Origin of the sequence: Pseudomonas sp. AM8 (assembly GCF_036346475.1) — a bacterium.
Taxonomy (GTDB): domain Bacteria; phylum Pseudomonadota; class Gammaproteobacteria; order Pseudomonadales; family Pseudomonadaceae; genus Aquipseudomonas; species Aquipseudomonas marginalis.
The window spans coordinates 131,202-154,798 of sequence record NZ_JAOTNX010000010.1 but is presented as its reverse complement, the minus strand read 5'-3'; the positions used below and the strand labels follow the sequence as shown (position 1 = coordinate 154,798).

At 60.8% G+C, this 23,597-nt stretch carries 22 protein-coding genes; 6 read left to right on the top strand and 16 right to left on the bottom strand.

Translation table 11 applies throughout. From position 1 onward, the window contains the following. Positions 1-124 precede the first annotated feature (124 nt). The 3 genes from V3W40_RS23020 to V3W40_RS23010 are packed head-to-tail and all read right to left on the bottom strand — an operon-like array spanning position 125 to position 5,327. Positions 125-3,181, bottom strand: coding sequence for an efflux RND transporter permease subunit (locus tag V3W40_RS23020; protein WP_330215691.1), 3,057 nt, complete (start codon positions 3,179-3,181; stop codon positions 125-127). Next, the gene (locus V3W40_RS23015; protein ID WP_065925836.1) at positions 3,178-4,248 is read right to left on the bottom strand and encodes an efflux RND transporter periplasmic adaptor subunit; all 1,071 of its coding nucleotides are present in this window, start codon (positions 4,246-4,248) and stop codon (positions 3,178-3,180) included. The genes V3W40_RS23020 and V3W40_RS23015 overlap by 4 nt, the downstream gene beginning before the upstream one ends. Next, on the bottom strand, positions 4,245-5,327 hold the full coding sequence (locus tag V3W40_RS23010; RefSeq protein ID WP_065948527.1) for an efflux RND transporter periplasmic adaptor subunit: 1,083 nt from the start codon (positions 5,325-5,327) through the stop codon (positions 4,245-4,247). Before V3W40_RS23010 ends, V3W40_RS23015 begins: the two co-directional genes overlap by 4 nt. Positions 5,328-5,566: 239 nt before the next feature. On the opposite strand from V3W40_RS23010, the gene V3W40_RS23005 reads away from it, so the two are divergent. Further along, a complete protein-coding gene (locus V3W40_RS23005; RefSeq protein WP_330215690.1) occupies positions 5,567-5,923 on the top strand; it encodes a hypothetical protein in 357 nt (118 codons plus the stop codon). Between the two features lie 57 nt (positions 5,924-5,980). On the opposite strand, the gene V3W40_RS23000 is transcribed toward V3W40_RS23005, so the two are convergent. The 8 genes from V3W40_RS23000 to V3W40_RS22965 form a co-directional block, all read right to left on the bottom strand. Further along, entirely contained in the window at positions 5,981-6,832 is an 852-nt protein-coding gene (locus V3W40_RS23000) for a transporter substrate-binding domain-containing protein (RefSeq protein WP_065925839.1), read from the bottom strand. After that, positions 6,829-7,605, bottom strand: coding sequence for an amino acid ABC transporter ATP-binding protein (locus V3W40_RS22995; protein ID WP_065925840.1), 777 nt, complete (start codon positions 7,603-7,605; stop codon positions 6,829-6,831). Before V3W40_RS22995 ends, V3W40_RS23000 begins: the two co-directional genes overlap by 4 nt. Beyond that, positions 7,602-8,261: an amino acid ABC transporter permease gene (locus tag V3W40_RS22990; RefSeq protein WP_027607849.1), complete on the bottom strand. Its 660-nt coding sequence runs from the start codon at positions 8,259-8,261 to the stop codon at positions 7,602-7,604. The genes V3W40_RS22995 and V3W40_RS22990 overlap by 4 nt, the downstream gene beginning before the upstream one ends. After that, the gene (locus V3W40_RS22985; protein ID WP_057725386.1) at positions 8,242-8,907 is read right to left on the bottom strand and encodes an amino acid ABC transporter permease; all 666 of its coding nucleotides are present in this window, start codon (positions 8,905-8,907) and stop codon (positions 8,242-8,244) included. The genes V3W40_RS22990 and V3W40_RS22985 overlap by 20 nt, the downstream gene beginning before the upstream one ends. Positions 8,908-9,494: 587 nt before the next feature. Beyond that, positions 9,495-10,277 (bottom strand): MetQ/NlpA family ABC transporter substrate-binding protein, encoded by a 783-nt coding sequence (locus V3W40_RS22980; protein ID WP_027607851.1) that lies wholly within the window; start codon positions 10,275-10,277, stop codon positions 9,495-9,497. Positions 10,278-10,426: 149 nt separating this feature from the next. After that, positions 10,427-11,347, bottom strand: coding sequence for a sigma 54-interacting transcriptional regulator (locus tag V3W40_RS22975; RefSeq protein WP_065948529.1), 921 nt, complete (start codon positions 11,345-11,347; stop codon positions 10,427-10,429). 49 nt (positions 11,348-11,396) lie between these two features. Continuing rightward, positions 11,397-11,978, bottom strand: coding sequence for an alpha/beta hydrolase (locus tag V3W40_RS22970; protein WP_016975008.1), 582 nt, complete (start codon positions 11,976-11,978; stop codon positions 11,397-11,399). Positions 11,979-12,219: 241 nt separating this feature from the next. Further along, positions 12,220-12,468 (bottom strand): hypothetical protein, encoded by a 249-nt coding sequence (locus V3W40_RS22965; protein ID WP_090401127.1) that lies wholly within the window; start codon positions 12,466-12,468, stop codon positions 12,220-12,222. 459 nt (positions 12,469-12,927) lie between these two features. On the opposite strand from V3W40_RS22965, the gene V3W40_RS22960 reads away from it, so the two are divergent. Genes V3W40_RS22960 through V3W40_RS22950 form a run of 3 tightly spaced genes read left to right on the top strand, consistent with a single transcriptional unit; the run spans position 12,928 to position 15,724 of the window. After that, positions 12,928-13,875 (top strand): TauD/TfdA family dioxygenase, encoded by a 948-nt coding sequence (locus V3W40_RS22960; RefSeq protein WP_330215689.1) that lies wholly within the window; start codon positions 12,928-12,930, stop codon positions 13,873-13,875. A 53-nt stretch (positions 13,876-13,928) separates the two neighbouring features. Continuing rightward, positions 13,929-14,777, top strand: a complete 849-nt coding sequence (locus tag V3W40_RS22955; RefSeq protein WP_330215688.1) for an EamA family transporter — start codon at positions 13,929-13,931, stop codon at positions 14,775-14,777. Continuing rightward, complete coding sequence (locus V3W40_RS22950) at positions 14,777-15,724, top strand: LysR substrate-binding domain-containing protein (RefSeq protein WP_090401130.1); 948 nt, start codon at positions 14,777-14,779, stop codon at positions 15,722-15,724. Before V3W40_RS22955 ends, V3W40_RS22950 begins: the two co-directional genes overlap by 1 nt. Positions 15,725-15,808: 84 nt before the next feature. Here V3W40_RS22950 and V3W40_RS22945 read toward each other — a convergent pair whose 3' ends face one another. The 4 genes from V3W40_RS22945 to V3W40_RS22930 all read right to left on the bottom strand — a co-directional run bounded on the left by V3W40_RS22945 (position 15,809) and on the right by V3W40_RS22930 (position 18,892). After that, positions 15,809-16,210 carry an ExbD/TolR family protein gene (locus V3W40_RS22945; protein ID WP_010565408.1) on the bottom strand — a complete coding sequence of 134 codons (402 nt, stop codon included), beginning with the start codon at positions 16,208-16,210 and terminating at the stop codon, positions 15,809-15,811. A 1-nt stretch (position 16,211) separates the two neighbouring features. Further along, a complete protein-coding gene (locus V3W40_RS22940; protein ID WP_276544626.1) occupies positions 16,212-16,931 on the bottom strand; it encodes a MotA/TolQ/ExbB proton channel family protein in 720 nt (239 codons plus the stop codon). Between the two features lie 54 nt (positions 16,932-16,985). After that, on the bottom strand, positions 16,986-17,801 hold the full coding sequence (locus V3W40_RS22935) for an energy transducer TonB (RefSeq protein ID WP_012721645.1): 816 nt from the start codon (positions 17,799-17,801) through the stop codon (positions 16,986-16,988). A gap of 224 nt (positions 17,802-18,025) precedes the next feature. Further along, entirely contained in the window at positions 18,026-18,892 is an 867-nt protein-coding gene (locus tag V3W40_RS22930; protein ID WP_065926340.1) for a LysR family transcriptional regulator, read from the bottom strand. A 108-nt stretch (positions 18,893-19,000) separates the two neighbouring features. Here V3W40_RS22930 and V3W40_RS22925 point away from each other — a divergent pair, with 108 nt between their 5' ends. Next, the gene (locus V3W40_RS22925) at positions 19,001-20,188 is read left to right on the top strand and encodes a CynX/NimT family MFS transporter (RefSeq protein ID WP_065926338.1); all 1,188 of its coding nucleotides are present in this window, start codon (positions 19,001-19,003) and stop codon (positions 20,186-20,188) included. Here the strand turns inward: V3W40_RS22925 and V3W40_RS22920 are convergent. Next, complete coding sequence (locus tag V3W40_RS22920; protein WP_330215687.1) at positions 20,159-22,474, bottom strand: TonB-dependent receptor; 2,316 nt, start codon at positions 22,472-22,474, stop codon at positions 20,159-20,161. The two genes, V3W40_RS22925 and V3W40_RS22920, sit on opposite strands and share 30 nt — an antisense overlap. Positions 22,475-22,629: 155 nt before the next feature. On the opposite strand from V3W40_RS22920, the gene V3W40_RS22915 reads away from it, so the two are divergent. Further along, positions 22,630-23,574 carry a LysR family transcriptional regulator gene (locus V3W40_RS22915; RefSeq protein ID WP_065926336.1) on the top strand — a complete coding sequence of 315 codons (945 nt, stop codon included), beginning with the start codon at positions 22,630-22,632 and terminating at the stop codon, positions 23,572-23,574. The last annotated feature ends 23 nt before the right edge of the window (positions 23,575-23,597 follow it).

Genomic DNA, 23,597 nt, shown 5'->3' with positions numbered 1-23,597 from the left:
AGCACTCAACGGTTGGCCAGGGCAACAGGCGTCACTTCCGGAAATTTCCCACGTCTCAAATGCCCAGCTGAGATCAATTGTGGGAGGGGCGGTGCGACGATTCGACTTGCTCCCTCCCACATTTTTAACCGTGTTGTTCCTGCTTTGGTTCGCGGATCTTGTACCAGGCCACATACAGCGCCGGCAAAAACAGCAGCGTCAGCAAGGTAGCGATGATGATCCCGCCAATCATCGCGTAGGCCATCGGCCCCCAGAACACTTCGCGGGCAATCGGGATCATGCCCAGGCTCGCCGCAGCCGCCGTGAGCAGGATCGGCCGGCGCCGATGCTCGGTGGCTTCCACTACCGCGTCCCACGGCGTGTAGCCGGCCACTTCATATTCGTGGATCTGCGTAACCAGGATCACCGAGTTGCGGATGATGATGCCGATCAGCGCCAGGATGCCGAGGATCGCCACAAAGCCCATGGGCGTGCCCGTGGGGATCAATGCCAGCACCACGCCGATCAGCCCCAGCGGCGCGACACTGGCCACCAGGAACATCTTCTGCACGCTGTGCAGCTGGATCATCAGGAACGTCGCCATCAGGAACAGCATCAACGGCACCACGCTGGCAATCGGGCCCTGGGCCTTGCCGCTTTCTTCCACGGTGCCGCCGGTGGCGACCTTGTAGCCCACCGGCAGGCCGGCGCTGAACCTGTCGATCTCCGGCTTGAGCTGCTTGACCAGATCGGTCGGCTGCATCTCATCGCGCACCGAGGCCTTGATGGTGATGGTCGGCTTGCGGTCGCGACGCCACACCAGCGGCTGCTCCAGCTCATACCGCACAGTGGCGAAGGCCAGCAGCGGAATCGAGGTGCCGTTGGGCGTGACGATCTGCAGGTTCTGCAAGGTTTCCGGGGTACCGCGCTCGGCGTCTTCGGCACGGCCGACCACGTTGATCAGGTAGATATCGTCGTGCACCTGGGTTACCGAAGCACCACTGACCACACTGTTCATCAGTTGCGCCACGTCTTCGGAGGACAGCCCAAGCTGGCGCGCCTTGTCCTGGGCAATGTCGATGCGCAGCACTTTGCCCGGCTCGTTCCAGTCGTAGATGATCTCGCCCAGGTGGGTGTTTTTATCCAGCAGGGTCGCCAGTTCAATGGCGTGTTTACGCACCTGGTCGGTGTCTTTGCCGGACACGCGATACTGGATCGGACGCCCTACCGGCGGGCCCATTTCCAGCGGCTGCACAAAACTGCCGATGCCCACGAAGTCGTCGCGCAGGCGCTTTTGCAGGCGCGCAATCAAGGCACCGCGCTCTTCCAGGCCTTTGCTGACGATCACCAGTTGCGCGTAGTAGGGGTTTTCCAGTTGCTGGTCGAGGGGCAGGTAGAAACGGATCGCACCCTGGCCGATATAAGTGCTCCAGCGTGCAATGTCCGGGTCGTCCTTGATAATCGCTTCGAGGCGGTCGACGGCCTTGCGCGTCTCGTTGATCGAGGCGTTTTGCGGCAGGTTGAGGTCGACGAGGATTTCCGGGCGGTCCGACGACGGGAAGAACTGGTTCTGCACAAACTGCATGGAGAACACCGACGCCACGAACAGGCCCACGGTGATGCCGATGGCCCACCAGCGGTTGCGCATGGCCCAGAGCATGCCGCCATTGAACGCGCGGCCGATGCGCCCCGGCTCGGCGCTGTGAGGTTTGACCTTGGCGCTGAGGATATGCACGCCGATCACCGGCGCAAACAGCACCGCCACCACCCACGACACCAGCATCGCCACGGCAATCACCGCGAACAGGGTAAAGGTGTATTCGCCCGCAGAACTGGCGTTGAGGCCAATCGGCACGAAGCCGGCGACGGTCACCAGGGTCCCGGTGAGCATCGGGAATGCCGTGGAGGTGTAGGCGTAGGTCGCCGCCTGCTCCTTGGTTTCGCCTTTTTCCAAGCGCGTGATCATCATCTCCACGGTGATCATCGCATCGTCCACCAACAGGCCGAGGGCGATGATCAACGCGCCCAGCGACACACGCTGCATGGTGATGCCGCTGTATTCCATGAACACGAATACCAGCGCCAGCACCAGTGGAATCGAGCACGCCACCACCAGCCCGGCGCGCATGCCGAGGCTGATAAAGCTCACCACCAGCACGATGATCACCGCTTCGAACAGCGCGCTGGTAAAGCCGCCGACGGCCTCTTCCACCACTTCGGCCTGGTCGGAGACCTTATGCACACCGACGCCCACCGGCAGGTCGGCGGTCAGTTCGTCCATGCGCGTGTGCAGGGCCTTGCCGAACGACTGGATATTGCCGCCCTTCTGCATGGCGATGGCCAGGCCAATCGCCGGCTTGCCGTTGAAGCGGAACATCGGCCGCGCCGGGTCGACATAGCCACGGCTGATCTCGGCGATATCCGCCAGGCGATAGAAGCGGTCATTGAGGCGCAGGTTGACGTTGGCCAGGTCTTTCTCCGAGGCGAACTGCCCCGAGGTACGCACCGAGATGCGCTCCGGCCCGGCCTCGATCACCCCGGCGGGGGTCACCGCGTTCTGCGATTGCAGGCTTTGCACCACCTGGCGCTGGTCGATGCCCAGGGCCGCCAGTTTGCGCGTGGAGAAGTTGAGGTAAATCACTTCGTCCTGCTGGCCGATCATCTCGACCTTGCCCAGCCCCGGCACCGAACGGATCTCGGCGCGCACCTGCTCCACGTAGTCGCGCAACTGGCGCATCGACAGGCCGTCGCCGGTAAAGGCATACACCGAGCCGAACACATCGCCGAATTCGTCGTTGAACGACGGCCCCTGCAAGCCCTGGGGGAAGGTGCCGCGAATGTCGTCGATCTTCTTGCGGACCTGGTACCAGATCTCCGGAATCGCCTTGGCGCTGGTGGTGTCCTTGAGGAACACGAACACCGTGGATTCACCCGGTCGCGTGTAGCTTTTCACATAGTCGAGGGCGTCGAGTTCCTCGAGCTTTTTCTCGATGCGGTCGGTGACCTGCTTGAGGGTTTCTTCCTGGGTCGCGCCCGGCCAGCGGGTCTGGATCACCATGGTCTTGATGGTGAACGAGGGGTCTTCCTCGCGGCCCAGGTTCATGTAGGAGAACACGCCCATCAGCAGCGCGACGAACATCAGGTACCAGACGAAGGACTGATGCTTGAGGGCCCAGTCGGATAAGTTGAAGCTGCCTTTCATCGCGGGCTGTCCTCGTCGATTTTGACTTTCTGCCCGGGCTTCAGGCTGTTCACCCCGGCGGTGACGATACGCTCGCCGGGTTTGACGCCGCCGTTGAGCAAGGCGCTGTCAGCGTCACGGCTAAGCACCGTGATATCGCGCGGTTGCACGGTCTGGCTTTGGGTATCGAGGATCCAGATGCGGGTCTTGCCGTCGACTTCCTGCAAGGCGCTCAGGGGCAACTCGATGCGTGGGGCGATGGCCGAACTCAAGGTCACGCTGATCGCCGTGCCAAGGCGGAACGCGGGCGGCGTTTCGGCCAGGGTCAGGCGCGCGCGACGGGTGCGCGTGGCGCTTTGGGCCTGGGGTTCGATCTCGCGCACGGTGGCGGTGGTGTGGACGCTGGGGTCGAGTTGCCCGGCGACGAGGAATACCACATCTGCTGGCAGGCGCTCGGCGAGGCCGGCGGGCAGGTCGATCACCGCTTCCTTGATGTCCGGGCGCGCCAGGGTCACCACTTGCTGACCGGCGCTGACCACCTGGCCGGCCTCGGCATTCCAGGCGGTGACGATGCCGGCGTGGTCGGTGCGCAGCTCGGCGTAGTTGAGCTGGTCCCTGGCCTGGTTGACCGAAGCCTGGGCCTGGTCGAGGGAGGCCTGGGTGGTTTTCAGGTCGGTCTGGGCCACGTCCAGTTGGGCCTGGGCGCCGACGCCACGGTTGAACAGCTCCTGCTGGCGGCGGGCATTGGCCTGGGCGTTGATGAACTGCGCCTGCACCCGCGCCAAATCGCCTTGGGCGGCGCGCAACTGGTTCTGTTGGTCGGTAGGGTCGAGCACCGCGAGCAAGGCGCCCTTGTCCACTTCGGCGCCCACATCCACGGCACGCCGGGCGATGCGACCGGGGACGCGGAAGCCCAGATTGCTTTCATAGCGCGCCTGGATGGCGCCGGCGAAACGGCCGAGGGTTTCCTGGTCCTCGGACTTCACTTCCATGGACAGCACCGGGCGCAAGGGCTCGGGCGCCGGTTCTTCCTTTGAACAGGCCATCAGCAACAGGCTGGCGGCAAGTACAACCGTCAGGCGCTTCATGGCTGGGCTCCTGGCTGGGCGATCTCGACCAGCATGCCGGGGTGCAGCAATTGCCCACCGGCCACCACGACTTTTTCGCCGCCCTTGAGGCCGTCGCCAACAATCACTTTGCCTGTGAGGTAACGCGCCACCGTGACCTTGTGCAGTTGCGCCTTGCCCTCGCCGTCCACCAGCCATACGGCGGGCTCGCTGAGGTCTTTGGTCAACGCCGACCACGGCAGCTCGATACTCGCCTTGGCCGGGCCATTGGCGGTGGCGCTGACCACCGAACCAAGCCGCATGCCTTCGGGTAACGATTGCAGGGCGATCTTCACTTGCACCGTGCCGGTATTGGCGGCCACGGCAGGCGTGACTTCACGCACTTTACCCACGGCCTTGATGCTCGGGTTATCCAGCAGGCTGACGGTGATCGGCGCATCCGGCGGCGGCTCAACCAGCAGTGACTCATAGACGTTGAACACCGCGTCGCGCTCGCCATCGCTGGCCAGGCTGAAAATCGGCACGGTGGCCTGCACCACCTGACCGACTTCGGCCTGGCGCGCGGTGATCACCCCCGGCGCGTCCGCGATCAGCGCGGTATAGCCGAGTTGTTCACGGGCGTTGGCCAACTGCGCCTGCGCGGCGGCCAGGGCACTTTGGCTGCTGCGCAGCGCGGCCTGGGCGGAATCGTATTCGCTGCGGCTGGTATAGCCCTTGGGCAGGAGCTTTTCCTGGCGCACAAACGCAGCGGCGGTTTGCTTGACCCGCGCCTGCTCGGCCACGACCTGGGCCTGGGCGGAATCGACGTTGGTCTGCAAATCCTTGGGATCGAGCCTGGCCAGCACCTGTCTGGCTTTGACGCGATCGCCTACATCCACCATGCGCTGGATGATCTTGCCGCCGACGCGGAAGGACAAATCGGTTTGCACGCGGGCCTGGATATCTCCGGTCAGCGTGACGGCCGCGGCGAAATCGGCGGGTTGTACGGTTTGAACAAAGACCCGCGAATGGGCCTTGGGCTCAGCTTTTTCCTGGCCACACGCGCTCAGCAACACCACTAAACCCAGACCGACGATACAGATGGAAATACGACCGCCCATGCAGACTCCTTGTGCGCGATGCGATGTGCCAGTGTGTATGCGACTGTGAGCTTAGTTCAGGGTTCCTTATCTGCATGGGGCTCCCGCACCCCGAGGCTTCGCAGGCCGGCCAGACCTGTGAGTTCTAACAGTAGACGGCCGCCGCCAACCCTCGTAAATATTGGCTCCCGTCTTGCTGCGCGGACATTCCCACGCGCTGCCGTGCAAGCACCTCACTTACCCGTACTGAGGTAGACCCAATGAGCAGCCAAAAGACAAAAAAACTTCCGTCCCTGCAAATCAATGAGGCCAAACCACCGACTCCCCCCTCAGACTACTGGTTAGTGTCCTTGAGGGATGTGCCCCCCGAGGGAGCAACCGCCGTCATTCAGCCTACCGACATAGGCACAAGCAATGATCGCCTGCAGATTTACATCGATGGCGAAGTCGTGGTGGACAAAGAGTTCAACAATCAGCCGCCGCGGGAGATTCAGGCATTCATTCCCAGGGATGCATTGCTGAAGAACATAGGCCAGCGGCAAATCCACTACATGATCCGAATCGGCCAGGGAAATGGCGAGATGGGCGACTCCGAAAAATTCCACATCACCCATTGAACAGGGGCCTGGATTATTGACGATCGTTCCCACGGAGTGGGAACGATCAGCTAGGAATCAGCCCTGCCACTTCCCGCCTTCGACAATCACACTCTCAGGCTTGGTGTCATCGCTCAGCTCCTTGCGCACATATTGGTCATACAGCTTGAGCAGGAATTTTTCCTCACCCAGCTTCGCCAACTCGGCATTCACCCAGTCGCGCAGTTCGATATTGCCCTTCTTCACCGCCGGGGCAATCGGCGCTTCGTCACCGAGTTTCTCCTCCAGCACGCGGTAGCCCGGGTTCTGCTTGGCCCAGCTGAACAGCACCAGGTTGTCTTGCGCATAGGCATCGCCACGCCCGGCCGACAGCGCTTGCAGCGACTCGGAGTTTTTCTCGAACTTCAGCAGTTTCCAGTCCGGGTGGTTCTTGGTCAGCCAGATATCGGCAGTGGTGCCGGTGGTAACGATGGTGGTGCGGGTGGCCAGGTCATCCAGGCTTTTCACCGCGCTGTCCTGGGGCACCAACGCCTGCACCGCGACTTTCAGGTTGGGGTTGGTGAAGTCCACCGCCTCCTTGCGCTCGGGGGTCACGGTCATGTTGGCGAGGATCAGGTCGACCTTGTCGCTTTGCAGGAACGGAATACGGCTGGCCGGCTCGACGGCGACGAATTCGACCTTGTTCTCATCGCCCAACAGGTCCTTGGCGAATTGACGACCGATGTCGGTATCGAAGCCGACATAGCGCCCGGCTTCGTTGACAAAGCCAAACGGTGGCTTGTCGGTGAATACGCCGACGATCAGCTTGTCCCGCGCCTTGATCTTGTCGAGGTAGCTCACGGCGGCAGCAGGTTTAGCAGGCTCTTCGGCCTTTTTATCGCAGCCGGCCAGTAGGGCGACAGCCAACAGTGGCAGCAGTAACTTTTTCATAGCAGCTCCAGTTCCTGGGTTTTCTTGGGCAGTGTTGAGACAAAGGAGAATTTCTCCAGAAACTGCTGCGCGCGTGCGGTTTGCGGGTTCGTAAAGAATTCTTCGGGGGTGTTGTGTTCGAGGATGCGACCGGCCTCCATAAACACCACGCGGTCGGCGACGGCGCGGGCGAAGGCCATTTCGTGGGTGACGATCAGCAGGGTCATGCCATCGCGGGCCAGGCCCTGGATCACCTCCAGCACTTCCTTGACCATCTCCGGGTCGAGGGCGGCGGTGACTTCGTCAAACAGCATGACCTGAGGGTTCATGCACAGCGAGCGGACGATGGCGATGCGTTGCTGCTGGCCGCCGGAGAGCTGGCGCGGGAAGGCGTCGCGCTTGTCCGCCAGGCCGACGCGCGCCAGCAGTTTCTCGGCCTGCTCGCGGGCTTCGCGCGGCTCGCGCTTTTGCACTTTCAGCGGGCCGAGCAGGATGTTGTCGAGCACACTCATGTGCGGGAACAGGTGGTAGCTCTGGAACACCATGCCTACGTCCTGGCGCACCTGGCGCCAGTCGGTGGTTTTATCCAACAACTCCTTGCCGGCAAACCGCAGGCTGCCGCTATGGGCCACTTCCAGGCCGTTGAGGCAGCGCAGCAAGGTGCTTTTGCCGCAGCCGCTGGGGCCGAGGATCACCACCACTTCGCCGCTTTGCACACTCAGGTCGATGCCCTTGAGCACCTGCTGGTCGCCGAAGAATTTGTTGAAACCCTGGAACTCGATCAATGCGCTCATGCTTGGGCCCAGCGCCGTTCCAGCACCTTGGAGGCGGCCGACAACGGGTAGCAGATAAAGAAGAAAAACAGGAACAGCGCGCCGTAGATCAACACCGACTCATAGGTGCGCTCGATGATTTGCTGGCCGACCTTGATCACGTCCACCACACCGATCAGCACCGCCAGGGAACTGGTCTTGATGATGCGCGTGTAGACGTTGATGGTCGGCGGCGTCATGCGCTTGAGGGCCTGGGGCAGCAACACGTAGCCGTACAACTGCGGGTCGGACAAGCCAATCGACAGGCCGGCTTCGCGCTGGCCGCGGGGCAGCGAATGCAACGCGCCGCGTACCACTTCGCCCACTTCGCTGGCGCCCCACAGCGACAACACCAGCACCGCGCACCAGAAGCTGGGGATGCTCAGGCCAAAGAAGATCGGCAGGCCAAAGAACAGCAGGTACAACCACACCAGCACCGGAATCGCCCGGAACAGCTCCAGGTAAACCCGCAGCACCGCGTTGACCAGCCTGTTGTTCAAGGTGCGCAGCACGCCATACAACACGCCGCCGACCGTACTGAAGGCGATGCTCAACAACGAAATCGACAGGGTCTGCGCTGCGCCCTTGCCCAGTTGCGGCAACGACACCCACAACAACTCAAGACCCGAACTGGCCATGCTGGAGCCTCCTTTCCAGGCGGCTGAGCAGCAACGACAGCGGCAAGAACAGCAGCACGCAAATCAGCGTCAGCACGGCGAGCATTTCGTAGGTTTTGTAGTAGAGGGCTATGTAGCTCTTGGTGGTGTAGAGAATCTCCGGCACTGCCACGGCAGAGACCACGGTGGTCTCCTTGAGCAGGAAGATGAAGTTGGCGAACAACGCCGGCAGGCTGAGGATGCCGGCCTGGGGCAGGATCACATGACGCAGCAGTTGCCAGTCCGACAGGCCGATGGACTTGCCCGACTCGATCTGCGCCAGCGGCACCGCTTCCACACCGGCGCGCAGTACTTCGGTGAGGTAGGCACCGCCGAGGAACGTCATGGTGATGATCGCCGCCCAGAACCCGGAGATATTCAAACCCAGCGCCGGCAAGGCGAAGTACACGAAGAACAGCTGGATCAGCAGCGGTGTATTGCGCGCCAGTTCCACATAGAGCGCCACCAGGCGCGACAGGTACGGCGTGCGAAACACCAGCAGTGCGGCGTTGATCAGCGCCACCAGCAACGAGGTGGCAATGGCGATCAGGCCCACTTGCAGCGTGACGCCCACGGCTTTCAGAAACGCCGGCAGGGTGCTGAGGATAAAAGCGAAATCGAAGGTCATTGTGAGTCCATGACACCGCAGGGGTAATGCGGCGAGCGTCGTCCGATCCGGCGTGGGTAACGCCGGGTAGCGCGAACTTTAAAGGTATAAAAAGTAAAATTTAAATACCGAAATAGCATATTGATATCACCCAAAAAGATAACCGACGGATTCGCGGGTTTTCCAGGTGACGGCTATGGTTGGGGGGTCTGTGTTTCGAGGGAATGAACAATGAACAAAGCGAAACCGATTGATCCGCAGGAGCTGGTGAAATGGTTGGTGGCGTTGCGCAGGGCGATCAATAGCCGGGATCTCTAAAACACCGTAGATCCAATGTGGGAGGGGGTTTGCCCTAATGCCAGTCAGTTAAGCGTACATCGCCTCCTGTAGGAGCGAGCTTGCTCGCGAAAAACGTCAACGATAACGCGTGCTTCCTGAATGAACGCGGCGCCTGTGAGTTTTTCGCGAGCAAGCTCGCTCCTACAAAAAGCCTTCTGACTGGCAAGCCCCTTCCCACATTTTTATTGCATTCCAAATTCCAGGCATAAAAAACGCCGACGCTGTAGTAGCCGCCGGCGTTGAAACCTTGAAGGGGGTTTTGGCTTACATCAGAACGCGGGCACGACTGCGCCGTTGTACTTCTTCTCGATGAAGGCTTTGACTTCCGGGCTGGTCAGGGCCTTGGACAGTTTCTGGATAGCGTCGCTGTCCTTGTTGTCCGGGCGCGCCACCAGGAAGTTCACGTACGGCGACTTGGCATCTTCGATGATCAGCGCGTCCTTGGCCGGGTTCAAGCCAGCTTCCAGGGCGTAATTGGTGTTGATCAAGTCCAGGTCAACCTGGTCCAGCACCCGTGGCAGCAGGGCCGATTCCAGCTCCTTGAACTTCAGGTTCTTAGGATTGCTGGCAATGTCTTTCGGCGTGGCCAGGGCGTTGGTCGGGTCTTTCAGGGTGATCACACCGGCTTTCTGCAGCAGCAACAGGGCGCGGCCGCTGTTGGAGCCTTCGTTCGGGATGGCCACGGTGGCGCCATCCTTGAGCTCGGAAATATTCTTGATCTTTTTCGAGTAACCGCCGAAGGGTTCAACGTGCACGCCAACCACGGTGACCAGGTTGGTGCCCTTGCCCTTGTTGAAGTTTTCCAGGTACGGCAGGGTCTGGAAGTAGTTGGCGTCCAGGCGCTTCTCGGCAACCTGTACGTTTGGCTGTACGTAGTCGGTGAAGACTTTGATTTCCAGGTCCACGCCTTCTTTGGCGAGGGTTGGCTTGACCAGTTCAAGGATCTCGGCGTGCGGGATCGGGGTGGCGGCCACCACCAGTTTCTCGTTGGCCTGGGCGAAGCTTGCAGTCAGGGCAGCCGCCAATGCGGTAAACAACAGAACCTTTTTCATGCAGTGTCCTTATCGAAATTCCGGGGCGTCTCTGACGACCGTTTTTTATGTGGTGTGCCAGCGAAGTGCTATCGCGGCGTGGAATGGACAATACCTAGATTTTTTATTCCCGAACAATATCTTTTATTCACGTTGATATTCCATTTTACTCATGTAGCTGCTTGCTCGCGTAGAAAGCTGCGCAAGGTTTCCTGCTCAGCCGGGCTGGCATTGGCGAAGATGCGCTGCACTTGGTCCAAGGGCGACCCCGCCACCGGCAGGTTCAAGTGTTCGGGCAGAATTTCGTCGCCGCTGCTCACCAGCAAGGCGAAGTGGATGACGTTCTCCAGCTCGCGGGTATTACCCGGCCAGCTGTGGTGTTCCAGTACGCGCTGGGCGGCGTCGCTGATCAACGGCACCGGCAGGTCCAGGCGCTGGCTGTAGATGCCGAGGAAGTATTCGGCCAACGACAGGATGTCCCCCACCCGCTCACGCAACGCCGGCAGATCCAGCTGGCCTTCGCTCAGGTAATGGAACAGCCGCTCATGAAACTTGCCGGCGGCCACGGCCTGGGCCAGGTCGATGCTGGTGGCGGCCACCAGGCGCACGTCCACCGGGCTCGGCTGGTGGGCGCCCACGCGGGTAACTTCATGGTTTTCCAGGGCCGCCAGCAGTTTCACCTGGATCGGCAGCGGCAAGTCGCCGATCTCATCCAGATACAAAGTGCCGCCATTCGCCGAGCCAAACCACCCGGCCCGGCTGCTGGCCGCGCCACTGTGGGCGCCGGCGGCGTAGCCGAACAATTCGGCGTCGGCGTAGGTGGGGCTGATGGCACCGCAATTGACCGATACAAACAAACCGGAGCGGTCGCTGCCCCGGTGAATATGCCGCGCCAGCAATTCTTTACCGCTGCCGGTCTCGCCTCGAATCAATACAGGCAAGGCGCGCGGGGCGAGATTTTCCAGGTCTTCGCGCAGCTTGCGCGAGCGTGGGTCGACAAACACCAGCGCCTTGGCGCGGATGCTCAGCGGGCTTTTTTCGGCGTCGGGGAAGGTCAGCAGCGGCTGACCGAAGGTTTCATGCAGACTCATGGCAGGCTCCCGCCCCAAATCCACTCAGGGACGGGGCGTTGAAAAAATATCAGGCTGTGCGCCGGGCGTGATGCTCGAGGCGGCTTTGCAGGCGATACAGGTAGGCGAACCCCTGCTCCCAGCGCTGGTGACCGGACTTCACATTGATATGCCCGGCCCCCGACAGGATGCCGGCTTCGGCGCCCCAATTACGCGCCAGCTCCAGGGCCCGGGGGGCGCTGACGGCGCTGTCGTTATCGGAACTGACCACCTGGCTGGGAAACGGCAGCAGGTCGGTCGGGATCGGCGCAAAGTTGCGCAAGGCCGGCGAGCAGGCTGGCCGTTCAACATCCGCCGGAGCCACCAGCAAGGCCCCGCGCACCTGCCGCAGGAACTGCACGGGTGCGGTGGCAGCCCAATGGGCCACGGTGATGCAGCCCAGGCTATGGGCGATCAGAATTACCGGGGTGCTGTCGGCGGCAATCGCCTCGGCCAGCGCAGCCACCCAGTCCTCGCGGCGCGGCGTCAGCCAATCGGCCTGCTCCACCCGTGCGCTGTTGGGCAGGCTGTTCTGCCAGTGACTTTGCCAATGATCTTCTGGCGATCCTTGCCAGCCCGGCACGATCAGATAACGAATCGACTCGCTGTGCATGGGTGTGCCCTCCTGCAGCGTTTAACGTTGTAGGACAGTATAGGGACGAGGGTTATATTCGTTAAGGAATAAGAAGCTATTTATTAATAACCAAAAATTCAAACCTGCATGAGGTTCAAATGTGGGAGGGGGCTTGCTCCCGATGGCGGTGGGTCAGCCACCTATTTTTAGCTGACGGACCGCTATCGGGGGCAAGCCCCCTCCCACATTGACTCGATTTCACATTCAATTTGCAGTGGTTTTAGATGACGTGATTGGTACGAGGCATGCAGTCGATGGTGCGATCCACCACGGTCTTGGCCATTTCCAGCAAATGCCACACCGCATGGACTTTCGCGCGGTCGTGCGGCTGCAGGTGCTCACAACAGTCCCATACGGTGGCCGATGCGCTGTGGATCAGGTGAGCGATATAAAGTTGGGCGTCTTCGAAACTGAGGTTTTCGTTGGCGACAAGGCAGTCAACGGGTGGGTCGGGAAGTGCTTTGGTCATGGTGTAACTCCTATTGAACACGGGAGCGACCACTAACGCTGCTAAACGATAGGTGGCAGCTGTACGCGGGTTAGCAGACTGGCCAATAGGAACACCAGCGCACCCGAGGGTGCCCCACGCACAGCCACCATAAACGCGGATGTGAGCCGTGTGCCTATTGAACTCAGGCTGCTAAACCCGATCGCTGAAAACCAGCGACGGGCCGAAGACTAGCCATCCATTCCAACAGTCACAAGGCGGCGGGGATTGTCTCGGAAACGTCCTGCAATTTAAAGGGACACGGCTTGCTGGCCCTTTACAAATCATGACGAAATGCCAGCATCGATCACCTGATGAACTTTCTTGTAGGAAATATCTTCCATGACGGTTTTTTATGGCTCCGCTGACGACTTTTCGCTTTTCCGGAGAGTGGTGAGGTTAGTTAAATATTGACTCCAACCAACCCCGTAAAGAATCGCAATGAATATAAATATAAGTACTTTCCACCACGAAATTTCTAAAGTCAGGCTTTCTAAAACCGCATTCAACGAACTACTGAGCGCAAAAGCCAGCTCCGAACCGGATGATCAAACTAATCGATTCGATGCAAAACCTGCTTACATCGCCCCCCATCACTCGCAGACCCTCAGCGCAGAACTGCGCAATATACGAAAAATCGTTGATCACGAAAAACACGTCCTTATCCTAGATGGATTTAAAGTCGATGATCTTGCAGGCTTCAAATCTTTGATATGGACGTTCGGCTCTTTGCTGGGAGCGCCAATGGTGCAGAACCATCTTGGCCATAGGGTTATTGAGGTGTATGACCGGGGAGGTAAAAGCATTGAAGAAGGTGCGAGATATCATCAGACCCGTCAGGGCGCATATGTCCATAACGATGGCGTAAGCGATCCGCTCCCTATCGATTATTTGATTCTGGCTTGTGGCCAGAAAGCCTTACTCGGCGGCGAAAGTATTCTGATAGACGCAAGTGCGGTATACGCTGAATTAATGGCATTCCCTGAGGTACTGGAAGAACTTAAGTGCGATTTCTATTTTGAAAATCGAGGTATGGCGCAGGAAGAACAATTATTCAAAGCGCCAATCTTGAGCTTTTCAAATGAGGGCATCCCTTTGATTAGGTACTTCCGCGTCTATATCGAATCGGCCCACATCAAAGCGGGAGCGCCATTAACCCTGGCGCAAATACATGCATTGGATTTTCTAGACACAGTCCTTGATCAATCTTCAGTTCAACATCGAGTGCTGCTTGAACCAGGGCAGGTTCTTATTTCAGCTGACAACAAGTTTCTCCATACCCGAACGCATTTCATCGATAAGAGCGCTCCGCGCTTAGAGATTGATGACGCAGTCTCTTTGAAAGATCTCAATCGATACATGTTACGAATGTGGTTGCGCAAACGATGATCCCTCGCTGGCCATAAGGCACAACTTCATATTCCCATCACAAGCCGAGCCCCATGGACAACTCCAACATCGCGATCACCCTTGTTTTGATCTCCGCCTTCATGCACGCCACCTGGAACGCGGTCGTCCGGGCGGGGAGCAGTCGCTTCATGACCTTGGCCATGGTCGATGGTACGGCGTTGCTGATCTGCCTGGCGGCGCTGCCGCTGGTGAATACGCCAAGCCTGCAGGTGTGGGGCTACGTGCTGGTTTCCGTGGTGCTCAACACGGCCTATCGATTGTTTCTGATCAAAGCGTATGAAACCGGCGACTTTGGACAGGTCTACCCGGTCATGCGCGGGGTGCCACCGGTTTTAGTCGCGCTGTTTTCCTATTTCCTGCTGCACGAGCAGCTATCGTTTCATGCCATGGCGGGGGTGTTGCTGATTTGCGTAGGCATTATCAGCCTGACATTCGTGCGCAGGATGTCCGCGCGTATGTTCAAACCAATTCTGATGGCGGTGTGCGCAGGTGCTTTCATCGCGTCCTACACAGTGGTGGATGCCAAAGGTGTCAGAGCCAGTGAGACGGTGCTGCAATACATCATCTATCTGACGGTATTCCAGAGCATTCCGATTCCGGCGCTGGCGTTTTTCAAGAAACGTCTGGAATTCGCAGAGGCCATTCGCAACCATTGGAAAGTCGGCGTAATGGGCGGCGTTTTTTACCTCACTGCCTACGGCCTGGTGCTGTTCGCGCTGTCGCTGGATGCGGTGGCCAAGGTCTCAGCGTTGCGGGAAACCAGTGTTATTATCGGCGCCATTATTGCCGCGCTGTTTTTTCACGAGCGGTTCGGCTGGCGGCGGATGCTTTCGGCGTTCGTCATTGTTTGCGGGATCATCCTGATCAAAGTGAGCACCTGATGGGCCAACGTCCGCCACCTACACCCATGCTGCAAGCCTTTGTCAGTGCTGCACGAACAGGCAGTTTCGCCCGCGCAGCATCAGAGTTGAGCCTCACCGCCAGTGCCATCAGTCATCAGATCGCAGGTCTGGAAGAGTGGTGGGGCGTTCAGTTGTTCGAGCGCCATTCGCGGGGCGTCAACCTCACAACCGCCGGGCAGGCTTTGTTGCCGGTGACCGATGATTTTTTCAAAACCCTTGAGACGGTGTTGCACTCGCTGAATCCGCGCAAATCTCAGCCCCTTTATCTTTCGTGCACTTCGTCCCTGTGTTCGACCTGGCTAATCCCCAGAATGCATGGTTCCCACACCGACGCTTCATTCAATCTCGACCTGGTATTGACCAGTGCGGATATGAATAGCGCCAATCTCGGTGCCCATCAATTCGATGTTGCGATTGTGATGGGGTACGGCGACTACCCGGATCATCATGCCGAGCTTCTGATGCGCGATGCCGTGTTCCCGGTTTGCTCACCGGAGTTTCAACGCATGAATGGCGATATTTCGCTGACGGATATCGCGCGGTATCCACTCATTCACCGTGTGGACGATCAAGTGTGTCCAGGGTGGGAAAGCTGGTTTGCGTTCCAGGGCCTGGCAGCTGCGCCTTATCACCATGGGCCGCGCTTTCCGGACTCAAGCCTGGCAATCAGTCTGGCTGTGAAGGGTGGCGGGATTGCGCTGGCCAGGACAGCGTTGGTGTATGACCAGTTGGAAGAAGGTGCATTAGTCACACTAGGCGGCCCGCTGATGATGTCGCCGGCGGCGTACTACGTTATTTGTAGGAATGGGCGGCAGTCGGAACCTGATATCGCTCGGTTGATTGACTGGCTTAAAGAGAGCGCTAGAAAGTTTCAGCAAGAAGTTGAAATCCGGTATCCGCAAATCGCTGGGGTTGGCGCACTTTGATCGTGTGATGTTACTGAAACGGAGGCAAAAAAAAGGCCGCACCCTGCCAAGGAAACGGCCAAAAAATTGTCGAGGCTTTTGCAACTAACGTGCGGTAATCACCGACAGCTTGGTAATCCCCGCGCGCTCGATAGACGCCATGGCTCGCGCCACTTCGCCGTAGTTCACACCATCGTCAGCCTGCAGTTGCACCCGCACATCGGGGTCCTTGGCCTTGGCCGCCTGCAGGTTGAATTCCAGCAGGTCCGGCTGGATTTCGTCCTTGTTGATGAACAGTTTGCCGGCGCCGTCGATGCTCACCACCAGCGGGTCCTTCTGCTCCACCGGGGCTACGGCCTCGGTCTTGGGCAGGTTGATCGGGATCGCGTTGGTCAACAGCGGCGCGGTGACGATAAACACCACCAGCAGCACCAGCATCACGTCCACCAGGGGCGTGACGTTGATCTCGCTCAGTACCTCATCACTGTCTTGTGTGGAGAAGGCCATATCAGGATGCCTCCTTCACTTTTTGCGGGTTGCCCGGCGCATTTTTAGTCAGTGCCGGGTGCAGCAGTACGCGGAAAGAGTTCTTCTGCGCCAGGCTGTAGAAGTCGTGGGCAAAGTCATCCAGGTCGGCCGCCGTGAGCTTCAGGCGACGCAGGAAGTAGTTGTAGACCAGCACCGCCGGTACCGCGACGGCGATCCCCACGCCCGTGGCGACCAGGGCGGCACCGATGGGGCCGGCCACGGTTTCAAGGCTGGCGGAGCCGGCGGCGCTGATGCCCTTGAGCGCTTCCATGATCCCCCAGACGGTGCCGAACAGGCCGATAAACGGCGAGGTGCTGCCGATACTGGCGACCACGGCCAGGCCGGTCTCCAGGGAGCGGCGCTCACGTACGATCTGCTGGCGCAGGGCACGCTCGAGACGGTCCTGGTGGTTGATCGCCTGGCTCAAATCAGCAGCGTGCGGCGCGTCCCCGACCTGGATCGCGGCGTAACCGGCCTGGGCCACACGGGCAGCGGCGCCGGGCTGGGTTTCGGCCAACTCGGCGGCCGAGTCGAGGCTCGACGCCGCCCAGAACTGTTTGTGGAACTTGCGATCCTGCGCTTTGAGGCGACCGAACTGCACGCCCTTGAGCAGGGCCAGGCCCCAGGTGGCGACCGAAAAGACCACCAGCAGCCAGATCACCGCGCTTTCGATGGATTCAAGTGGAGATGCTAATGCCATGATGTTTTCCCTCTGTACAAGTCGCGGCGTGTGCTGCACACCGCAGCGCAATAGTTAGTGAATCTTGAAGTCGATCGGTACGCTGACCCAGCCGTCCTGGGCCACATCGCCCTGCTTGGCCGGCACGAAGCTCCACCGCTTCACGGCGGTCAGTGCGGCGTCGTCGAGTTGCTGGCGACCGCTGCTTTTCTGGACCTGGATCTCGCCCGGCTTACCGCTGGCCAGTACATGCACCCGCAACAACACCGTGCCTTCCCAACCGCGACGTTGCGCCAGTGACGGGTACTCCGGCGCCGGGTTCTTGAGATACGCGGCGTTGGCCGAAGCCGGTGTCACCGGGGCTGGCGCGGGCGGAGCGGGCGCGGGTGCCGGTGGCGCCGGTTGCGGTGGCGTGGGCGCCTGCTCGACCGGTTTCGGTGCGGGCTTGGGCTCAGGCTTTGGCACCGGCTTGGGCTTAGGTTTTGGAATCGGCTTGGGCGGCGCCGGCTTGGCGGCCAACTCATCCACCACCGGCGGCGGCGGCTCGACAACAGGCGGTGGCGGTGGTGGCGGCACAGGCGGTGGCGGTTCCACCACGGGCGGTGCCGGCTGGGAAAATTCGATGGTCATCGGCGGAATTTCCGGCGGCACAATCGGCAGCACCGGCGTGGGTTTCTGGCTGACCCAATAAATCACTGCACCGTGCAGGGCCAACACCAACAAACCGAGCAGGATCCCTTCGCGGCGGCTGGAGAAGCGCTTCGGGGTTTGCTGCGTTCGCAATTGCCCCAACGGCGCGCGGTGCGGCCGGCCAAGGTCGACCAACTCACCACTCGGTGCCTGGCGCCATTGCGCCTCGGGTGCACTGGCGGCGGTCTGGACATTGCCCATTGATTGACTCCCTACGGTTTCGAAACAAAAAAACCGACGGGCCTGCGTGGAAGGCCGTCGAGGGCTGAATCATCGGGGCCAGACGCTTATCTCTTAAAGTAATCTTTGAAGTTATAGATAGATCAAATTTGAATAAACGAATGCTCTGCAAACACCAAAGCCCCGGCCCACGTGGCCTGGCGCCGAGGTGGTTTTTTTTGATGCTTTTCAGGCATACAAAATATTCACTTAAGGCATGGCTCAACGGGGCTGTTTGCACACAAATCGAACAGCTCAGCCTGCAAGCACTGCCCCGCGGCACTCAGGCCATGACGGGCATACAACGCCAGACGTACGCCTTGCACCACGGGCAAACCGCTGTCCGGCCCCAGTTCCACATGCCCTGGCTGCACGACCCGTCGCGGCAACAGACTCACACCCAACCCCGCCGCCACCGCCGAACACACGCTGGCCAGGCTTGCGCTGGAATAACCGATGCGCCAGCGCCAGCCGCCCACTTCCAGGTGGTGCAACATTTCATTGCGGTACAGGCCGCCCACCGGGAATGCCACCAACGGCAGAGGGTCGCGCCCCAGGCACGGCGTGCTGCGGCTGTCTACCCAACACAGCGGCTCGGGCCACGAGGCCAGGCAGTCATCGCTGCTGCCCATCTGCTTGACCAGCAACACATCGAACTCGCCGCTGCGGTATTGACGCTGCAACTCGGGCCCCAGGCCGCTGGTGACCTCCAGGCGCACCCGTGGATAGGCCAGCACAAATGCCGACAGCAACGGCATCAGGCGCTCGGCGGCAAAGTCTTCCGGCACCCCCAAGCGCAATACGCCGTCGCTCTGTTGGTTGATCAACACATCGGTGGCTTCTTCATGCAGCGCGAGGATGCGTCGCGCATAGGCCAGCAAGCGTTCGCCCTCAGCGGTGGCGACCACGCGGCGCTGGTCGCGGTCCAGCAACTGGCACGCCACCGCCTCTTCCAGGCGGCGGATCTGCTGGCTCACGGTGGATTGGGTCAGGTGCAGGCGCTCGGCGGCGCGGGTGAAGTTGCCGCAGTCCACCACGGCGACAAAGCTGCGCAACAACACGGGATCGAACATCAGCGTCACCATTCTCTTTGCCACTGGTTGGCATGGTTATATTTAATTTCAGAATACCTTGGGTACTGACCATACTCACGCCTCATTTACCGACTGCAAGAGCGTTGCATGACCCTGAATAAATCCCTCGCCGGCTGGGGCCTGCTGGTGGTGCTCGGCCTGAACCTGCGGCCGATCCTCAGTTCCATCAGCCCGTTGCTCGGCGAGATCCGCCAGGCCACCGGCCTGAGCTTCCAGAGCAGCGCCTTGCTGACCAGCCTGCCAGTGGTGTGCATGGGGCTGGTGGCGCTGGTGGGCGTGCGCGTGGAAGCCCGCCTGGGTGAGCGGCGTGGCATCGCCCTGGGCCTGATGATGATCCTGCTGGCGTGCCTGGCACGCTGGCTGATGGGCCAGGCGTCGGCGCTGCTGGTCACGGCGCTGCTCGGCGGCGCGGGTGTGGCGCTGATCCAGGCCTTGGTGCCGGCGATGATCAAGCGCGAATTCCGGCATCGCGTGCCGGTGGCGATGGGTGTGTACTCGGCCTCACTGATGGCCGGCGGCGGGCTCGCTGCGCTGCTCAGCCCGCTGGTGGCCACGCATTTCCAGGAATGGCAGGCGGGGTTGGGGGTGTGGCTGCTGCCGGCGTTGGGTGCCTTGCTGCTATGGGCCTGGCTGCCACTGGGCGCGGCCAGAAATCCACAGGTGGTGCCGGCCTTCAAGGACCTGCGCAATCGCCGCGCCTGGTTGCTGGCACTGTATTTCGGCCTGGTCAATTGCGGCTACATGAGCCTGGTGGCGTGGCTGCCGGCCTACTATCAGCAACTGGGTTGGGGCGTGCTGCCCAGCGGTTCGCTGCTGGCGTTCATGACCATCTTCCAGGTGATCGCCGCGCTGTTGATGCCGGTGCTGGCGCAGCGCGGTATCGACCGTCGGCCGCTGCTGGGCATCGCCCTGCTGGCCCAGACCGTGGGTTACCTCGGCCTGATCGTCGCGCCGCAGGAATATCCGCACCTCTGGGTGGCGTTGTGCGGCTTCGGCCTGGGCGCGTGTTTCGCCCTGAGCCTGCTGCTGACCCTCGACCACCATCGCGACCCACGCCAGGCCGGGCAACTGGCGGCCTTTGTGCAAGGCGTGGGCTTCTTGATCAATGCGGTGTCGCCGTGGCTGACCGGCTGGCTGCGCGGGCTGACCGGCAACTTTGTCAGCGCCTGGGTGGTGCTGACGGTCACGGCGGTGGCGATGCTGGCGGTGACACGCGTGTTCAGCCCGGCCACCTATCGCACGGGGCTAGAAGTCATAGCGCCCGGTCACCCCTAGCGTGCGCGGCGAACCGAGCAGGCCTTCGTAGCCGCCGTTCCCCCCCGTCCACAGCGTGGTGTAGTAGGTCTTGTCGAAGGCGTTTTTCAGCCATAACGACACGTCCCACTGCCCCTGCTCATAGTTGCCGCGCAGGCCGGTGGACAGGTTGACCACGGCGTAGGCGGGAATCTGTCCATAGTCGGAGTCCTCCACCGTGCCCACGGCCTTGGAGCGGAAGGCATAGCTGGCGGTGACGTAGGGTTCGAAGCCGTTATCCAGGTTCCACTTGTATTCGCCGTTGGCGTTGGCGATCCATTTCGAGGCCCCCACCACTTGGTGCCCACTCAGGTCGCAGGAGGCCGGCGCACCGGGGCGCAGACTGACTTCCGGCGGGCACGGCGCGTCCTTGTAAGACAGGTAGCTCACATCGTTGAACGAGCCGTTGAGGTTCAGCGTCAGGCCCTTGATCGGCACCAGGGTGCTTTCCACCTCGACACCCCGCGAGCGCACCGAACCGGCGTTGGTCAGGTACTGCACACGGTTGTCCTGGTCATAGGCATTGGTCTGGTAGCCGTTGACCTGGGTCCAGAACAGGTTGGCATTGAGCTGCAGCCGCCGGTCCCACAGCGTGCTTTTGAAACCCAGTTCGGCGTTGTTGGCGCGCTCGGTGCCGATCAACAGCGAGTCGGCCCCGGCCGTCGGTGCTGAGCCTACCGCCAGGTTGACCCCGCCGGACTTCTCGCCATGGGACAGCGTCGCGTAGCCCAGCAGGTTTTCGTTAAAGCGGTAGCTCAGGTTGAGCAAACCCGAGGGGCTGGTGCTGTATTGCGTGAGGTCGCCGGAGTCGTACGCCCCCGCGCGGCCACGTCGAGCCGTCGCGGCAGCACCGCTGACCGCCGCACCGCCAAGGGGAGCGTTGCGCGTGACCCAGGCACTTTTTTCTTCGTAGGTGCCGCGCAGGCCGGCGGTGAAATCCAGGCGCTCGGTGAGGTGCCAGGTGCCTTGGGCAAACAAGGCAAAACTGTCAGTGCGAATGTGCCCGTTGCCGACGCTGCTGACATTGGCCAGTGCGCCGGCTGGCGTGCCGTTCCAGATATCGGCCTGAGGCCCGTAATAGCTGAAGGACTTGTTGTCCAGCGAGTTGCCGAAGTAGTAGGCACCGAGGACGTAATCGAAGAAACCGCCGGTAGGCGAAGCCAGCCGGAACTCCTGGGACCACTGCTTATCTTCCACCGACACCCCGGCGTTATACGACGCCGGCACGTTAAGGCCGTCGTCGTTACGCGGGGTGAAATTCCAGAAGCGATAGGAACTGACCGAGGTCAGGGTGAAATCGCTCGGCAACGTCCAGTTGGCCTCCAGCGACGTGCCGCCCTGGAACACGGTGACGTGCTGGTCGCTGTCCAGGTTGACCTTGCGGTGGGTGCCATCGACCAGGGTCGCGCCTGCGGCGTTGGCCCGCGACTGGTAGAGGTTGGTGCCGTTGATGGTCGGCCCGGTGCTGTACAGCACCCGGGTGCCGGCGCTGGAATCCTCTTCGTTGTAATCACCGATCCAGCGCAGGTTGAAGGTCTCGCTGGGCTTGTACAGCAGTTGCCCGCGAAAGCCCTGGCGCGAGCCGCCGTTAAGGTCATGGCCGTTGTATTCGTTCTTGATGTCGCCGTCGCTGCGGGTGCGATAGACCGAGAAACGCCCCGCCAGGTCATCGGTGAGCGGGCCGGAAATCGTGCCCTTGGTCTGGAAGTAGCCGTCCTCGCCCAGCGAGGTTTCAATGCTGCGCTCCGGGGTAAAACTCGGCGCGCGCGTGCTGATGTTGATCACCCCGGCGGTGGTGTTTTTGCCGAACAAGGTGCCTTGCGGGCCACGCAAGACTTCAAGCTGTTCGATGTCCATCAGGTCGAACACCGCCATGCCCGGCCGCCCCAGGTACACGTTGTCGATATACAGCCCTACGCTGCCCTCAAGGCCATCACTCGCCGGGTTGTTGCCCAGGCCACGAATCGACACGCTGGACTGGCGCGCATGCATATAAGCGACGTTGACGCTGGGCACCAGTTGCTGCAAATCCTGAATCCGATACACCCGTTGGCTCTCCAGGGCCTGGCCGCCGATCACGCTCATGGGCGTCGGCACTGCCTGGGCGCTTTCGGTGCGCCGCCGGGCGGTGACGGTGACCGTCTCCAACTCGCCGCCGGCGCTCTCGCCCTTGCTTACCGGCGCGGGCGTTTCGGCGGCCTGGGCCGGCGACCAACTGGAACTGCCGGCCACCAGAATGGCCAGGGGCAAGGACTTCAACAGACTCATAAGCGGCTCCGGAACCCGGAAATATCCATCGACAGATATTCCTTTAGGTTATTTATTTATGTTTTTACGAACATTTACTGCATAAGAGATAGCCTTTATAAGGAGTCGACCTAATGCATAGCCAATGCATTTCCCGGATATTTTTGATGTGAAAAATGCATATCGATTTGCGCCAGCTTCGTCACTTCATCGCCCTTGCCGAACAACGCAGTTTTGTCGCCGCCGCGTTGACGGTGAACCTGTCGCAATCGGCGTTCAGTCGCAGTATCCAGGCCCTGGAACACAGCGCCGGTTGCCAGCTGATTGACCGTGGCCGCAAAGACCTGGCGCCGACCAAACAAGGCCAGGTATTGCTGGAGCACGCTCGGCGCCTGGTCAGCGGCGCACAGCAACTGGCCAACGAGATCAGCCAGTTCAATGGCCTGGAGGCGGGGGAATTGCGTTTCGGCTGCGGCCCGGCACCGGCCAGCGGCTTGATCCCCCGCGCCATCGGCAGTTTTATCGGGCGCTACCCCAAGGCACGGGTGCAGTACCAGGTGGACGACTGGCAGAGCCTGAGCAAACGCCTGCTCAGTGAAGAGTTCGAGTTTTTCGTCGCCGACACCCGCCACTTCGAAGCCAACCCCGACTATCACACCCACCGCCTGCGCCCGCGCCGCTGGTATTTCTGCTGCCGCGCCGGCCACCCACTGGCCGGACGTGGCAGCGTAAGCGCCGCCGAGCTGATGAGTTACCCCCTGGCCGTGACCATCCGCCCGCCCAACCTGCGCAAGGTCATCGTCGACCTCAGCGGCCGGCCCGATTACCTGCCCAATGTCGAATGCGAGAACGGCTATAGCCTGATGGGCGTAGTGCTGCGCTCCGACGCCATCGGCATCGTCAGCGCCAACAGCGATGTGCTGCACATGGCCCGGGGCGAACTGGTGTGCTTGACGATCGAGGGCCTGGCGGAGGATCTGGAGGAGCGTTACACCCGCTACGGCGTCGTCAGCCGTGCAGGGTATCGCTTGTCGCCCCTGGCCGAAGCGATGATCGAGCAGATCAAGCAGATCGATGAGTTGGATGAAGAGGTGTGCGCGCTGGAGAACGTCGCCGTCTAGGCCATGCATCCACTGCATCAAAG

Excerpts from the sequence above, each read along its gene's own strand:
- V3W40_RS23020 (WP_330215691.1), bottom strand. The coding sequence starts at position 3,181 with ATGAAAGGCAGCTTCAACTTATCCGACTGGGCCCTCAAGCATCAGTCC.
- V3W40_RS23015 (WP_065925836.1), bottom strand. The coding sequence starts at position 4,248 with ATGAAGCGCCTGACGGTTGTACTTGCCGCCAGCCTGTTGCTGATGGCC.
- V3W40_RS23010 (WP_065948527.1), bottom strand. The coding sequence starts at position 5,327 with ATGGGCGGTCGTATTTCCATCTGTATCGTCGGTCTGGGTTTAGTGGTG.
- V3W40_RS23005 (WP_330215690.1), top strand. The coding sequence starts at position 5,567 with ATGAGCAGCCAAAAGACAAAAAAACTTCCGTCCCTGCAAATCAATGAG.
- V3W40_RS23000 (WP_065925839.1), bottom strand. The coding sequence starts at position 6,832 with ATGAAAAAGTTACTGCTGCCACTGTTGGCTGTCGCCCTACTGGCCGGC.
- V3W40_RS22995 (WP_065925840.1), bottom strand. The coding sequence starts at position 7,605 with ATGAGCGCATTGATCGAGTTCCAGGGTTTCAACAAATTCTTCGGCGAC.
- V3W40_RS22990 (WP_027607849.1), bottom strand. The coding sequence starts at position 8,261 with ATGGCCAGTTCGGGTCTTGAGTTGTTGTGGGTGTCGTTGCCGCAACTG.
- V3W40_RS22985 (WP_057725386.1), bottom strand. The coding sequence starts at position 8,907 with ATGACCTTCGATTTCGCTTTTATCCTCAGCACCCTGCCGGCGTTTCTG.
- V3W40_RS22980 (WP_027607851.1), bottom strand. The coding sequence starts at position 10,277 with ATGAAAAAGGTTCTGTTGTTTACCGCATTGGCGGCTGCCCTGACTGCA.
- V3W40_RS22975 (WP_065948529.1), bottom strand. The coding sequence starts at position 11,347 with ATGAGTCTGCATGAAACCTTCGGTCAGCCGCTGCTGACCTTCCCCGAC.
- V3W40_RS22970 (WP_016975008.1), bottom strand. The coding sequence starts at position 11,978 with ATGCACAGCGAGTCGATTCGTTATCTGATCGTGCCGGGCTGGCAAGGA.
- V3W40_RS22965 (WP_090401127.1), bottom strand. The coding sequence starts at position 12,468 with ATGACCAAAGCACTTCCCGACCCACCCGTTGACTGCCTTGTCGCCAAC.
- V3W40_RS22960 (WP_330215689.1), top strand. The coding sequence starts at position 12,928 with ATGAATATAAATATAAGTACTTTCCACCACGAAATTTCTAAAGTCAGG.
- V3W40_RS22955 (WP_330215688.1), top strand. The coding sequence starts at position 13,929 with ATGGACAACTCCAACATCGCGATCACCCTTGTTTTGATCTCCGCCTTC.
- V3W40_RS22950 (WP_090401130.1), top strand. The coding sequence starts at position 14,777 with ATGGGCCAACGTCCGCCACCTACACCCATGCTGCAAGCCTTTGTCAGT.
- V3W40_RS22945 (WP_010565408.1), bottom strand. The coding sequence starts at position 16,210 with ATGGCCTTCTCCACACAAGACAGTGATGAGGTACTGAGCGAGATCAAC.
- V3W40_RS22940 (WP_276544626.1), bottom strand. The coding sequence starts at position 16,931 with ATGGCATTAGCATCTCCACTTGAATCCATCGAAAGCGCGGTGATCTGG.
- V3W40_RS22935 (WP_012721645.1), bottom strand. The coding sequence starts at position 17,801 with ATGGGCAATGTCCAGACCGCCGCCAGTGCACCCGAGGCGCAATGGCGC.
- V3W40_RS22930 (WP_065926340.1), bottom strand. The coding sequence starts at position 18,892 with ATGTTCGATCCCGTGTTGTTGCGCAGCTTTGTCGCCGTGGTGGACTGC.
- V3W40_RS22925 (WP_065926338.1), top strand. The coding sequence starts at position 19,001 with ATGACCCTGAATAAATCCCTCGCCGGCTGGGGCCTGCTGGTGGTGCTC.
- V3W40_RS22920 (WP_330215687.1), bottom strand. The coding sequence starts at position 22,474 with ATGAGTCTGTTGAAGTCCTTGCCCCTGGCCATTCTGGTGGCCGGCAGT.
- V3W40_RS22915 (WP_065926336.1), top strand. The coding sequence starts at position 22,630 with ATGCATATCGATTTGCGCCAGCTTCGTCACTTCATCGCCCTTGCCGAA.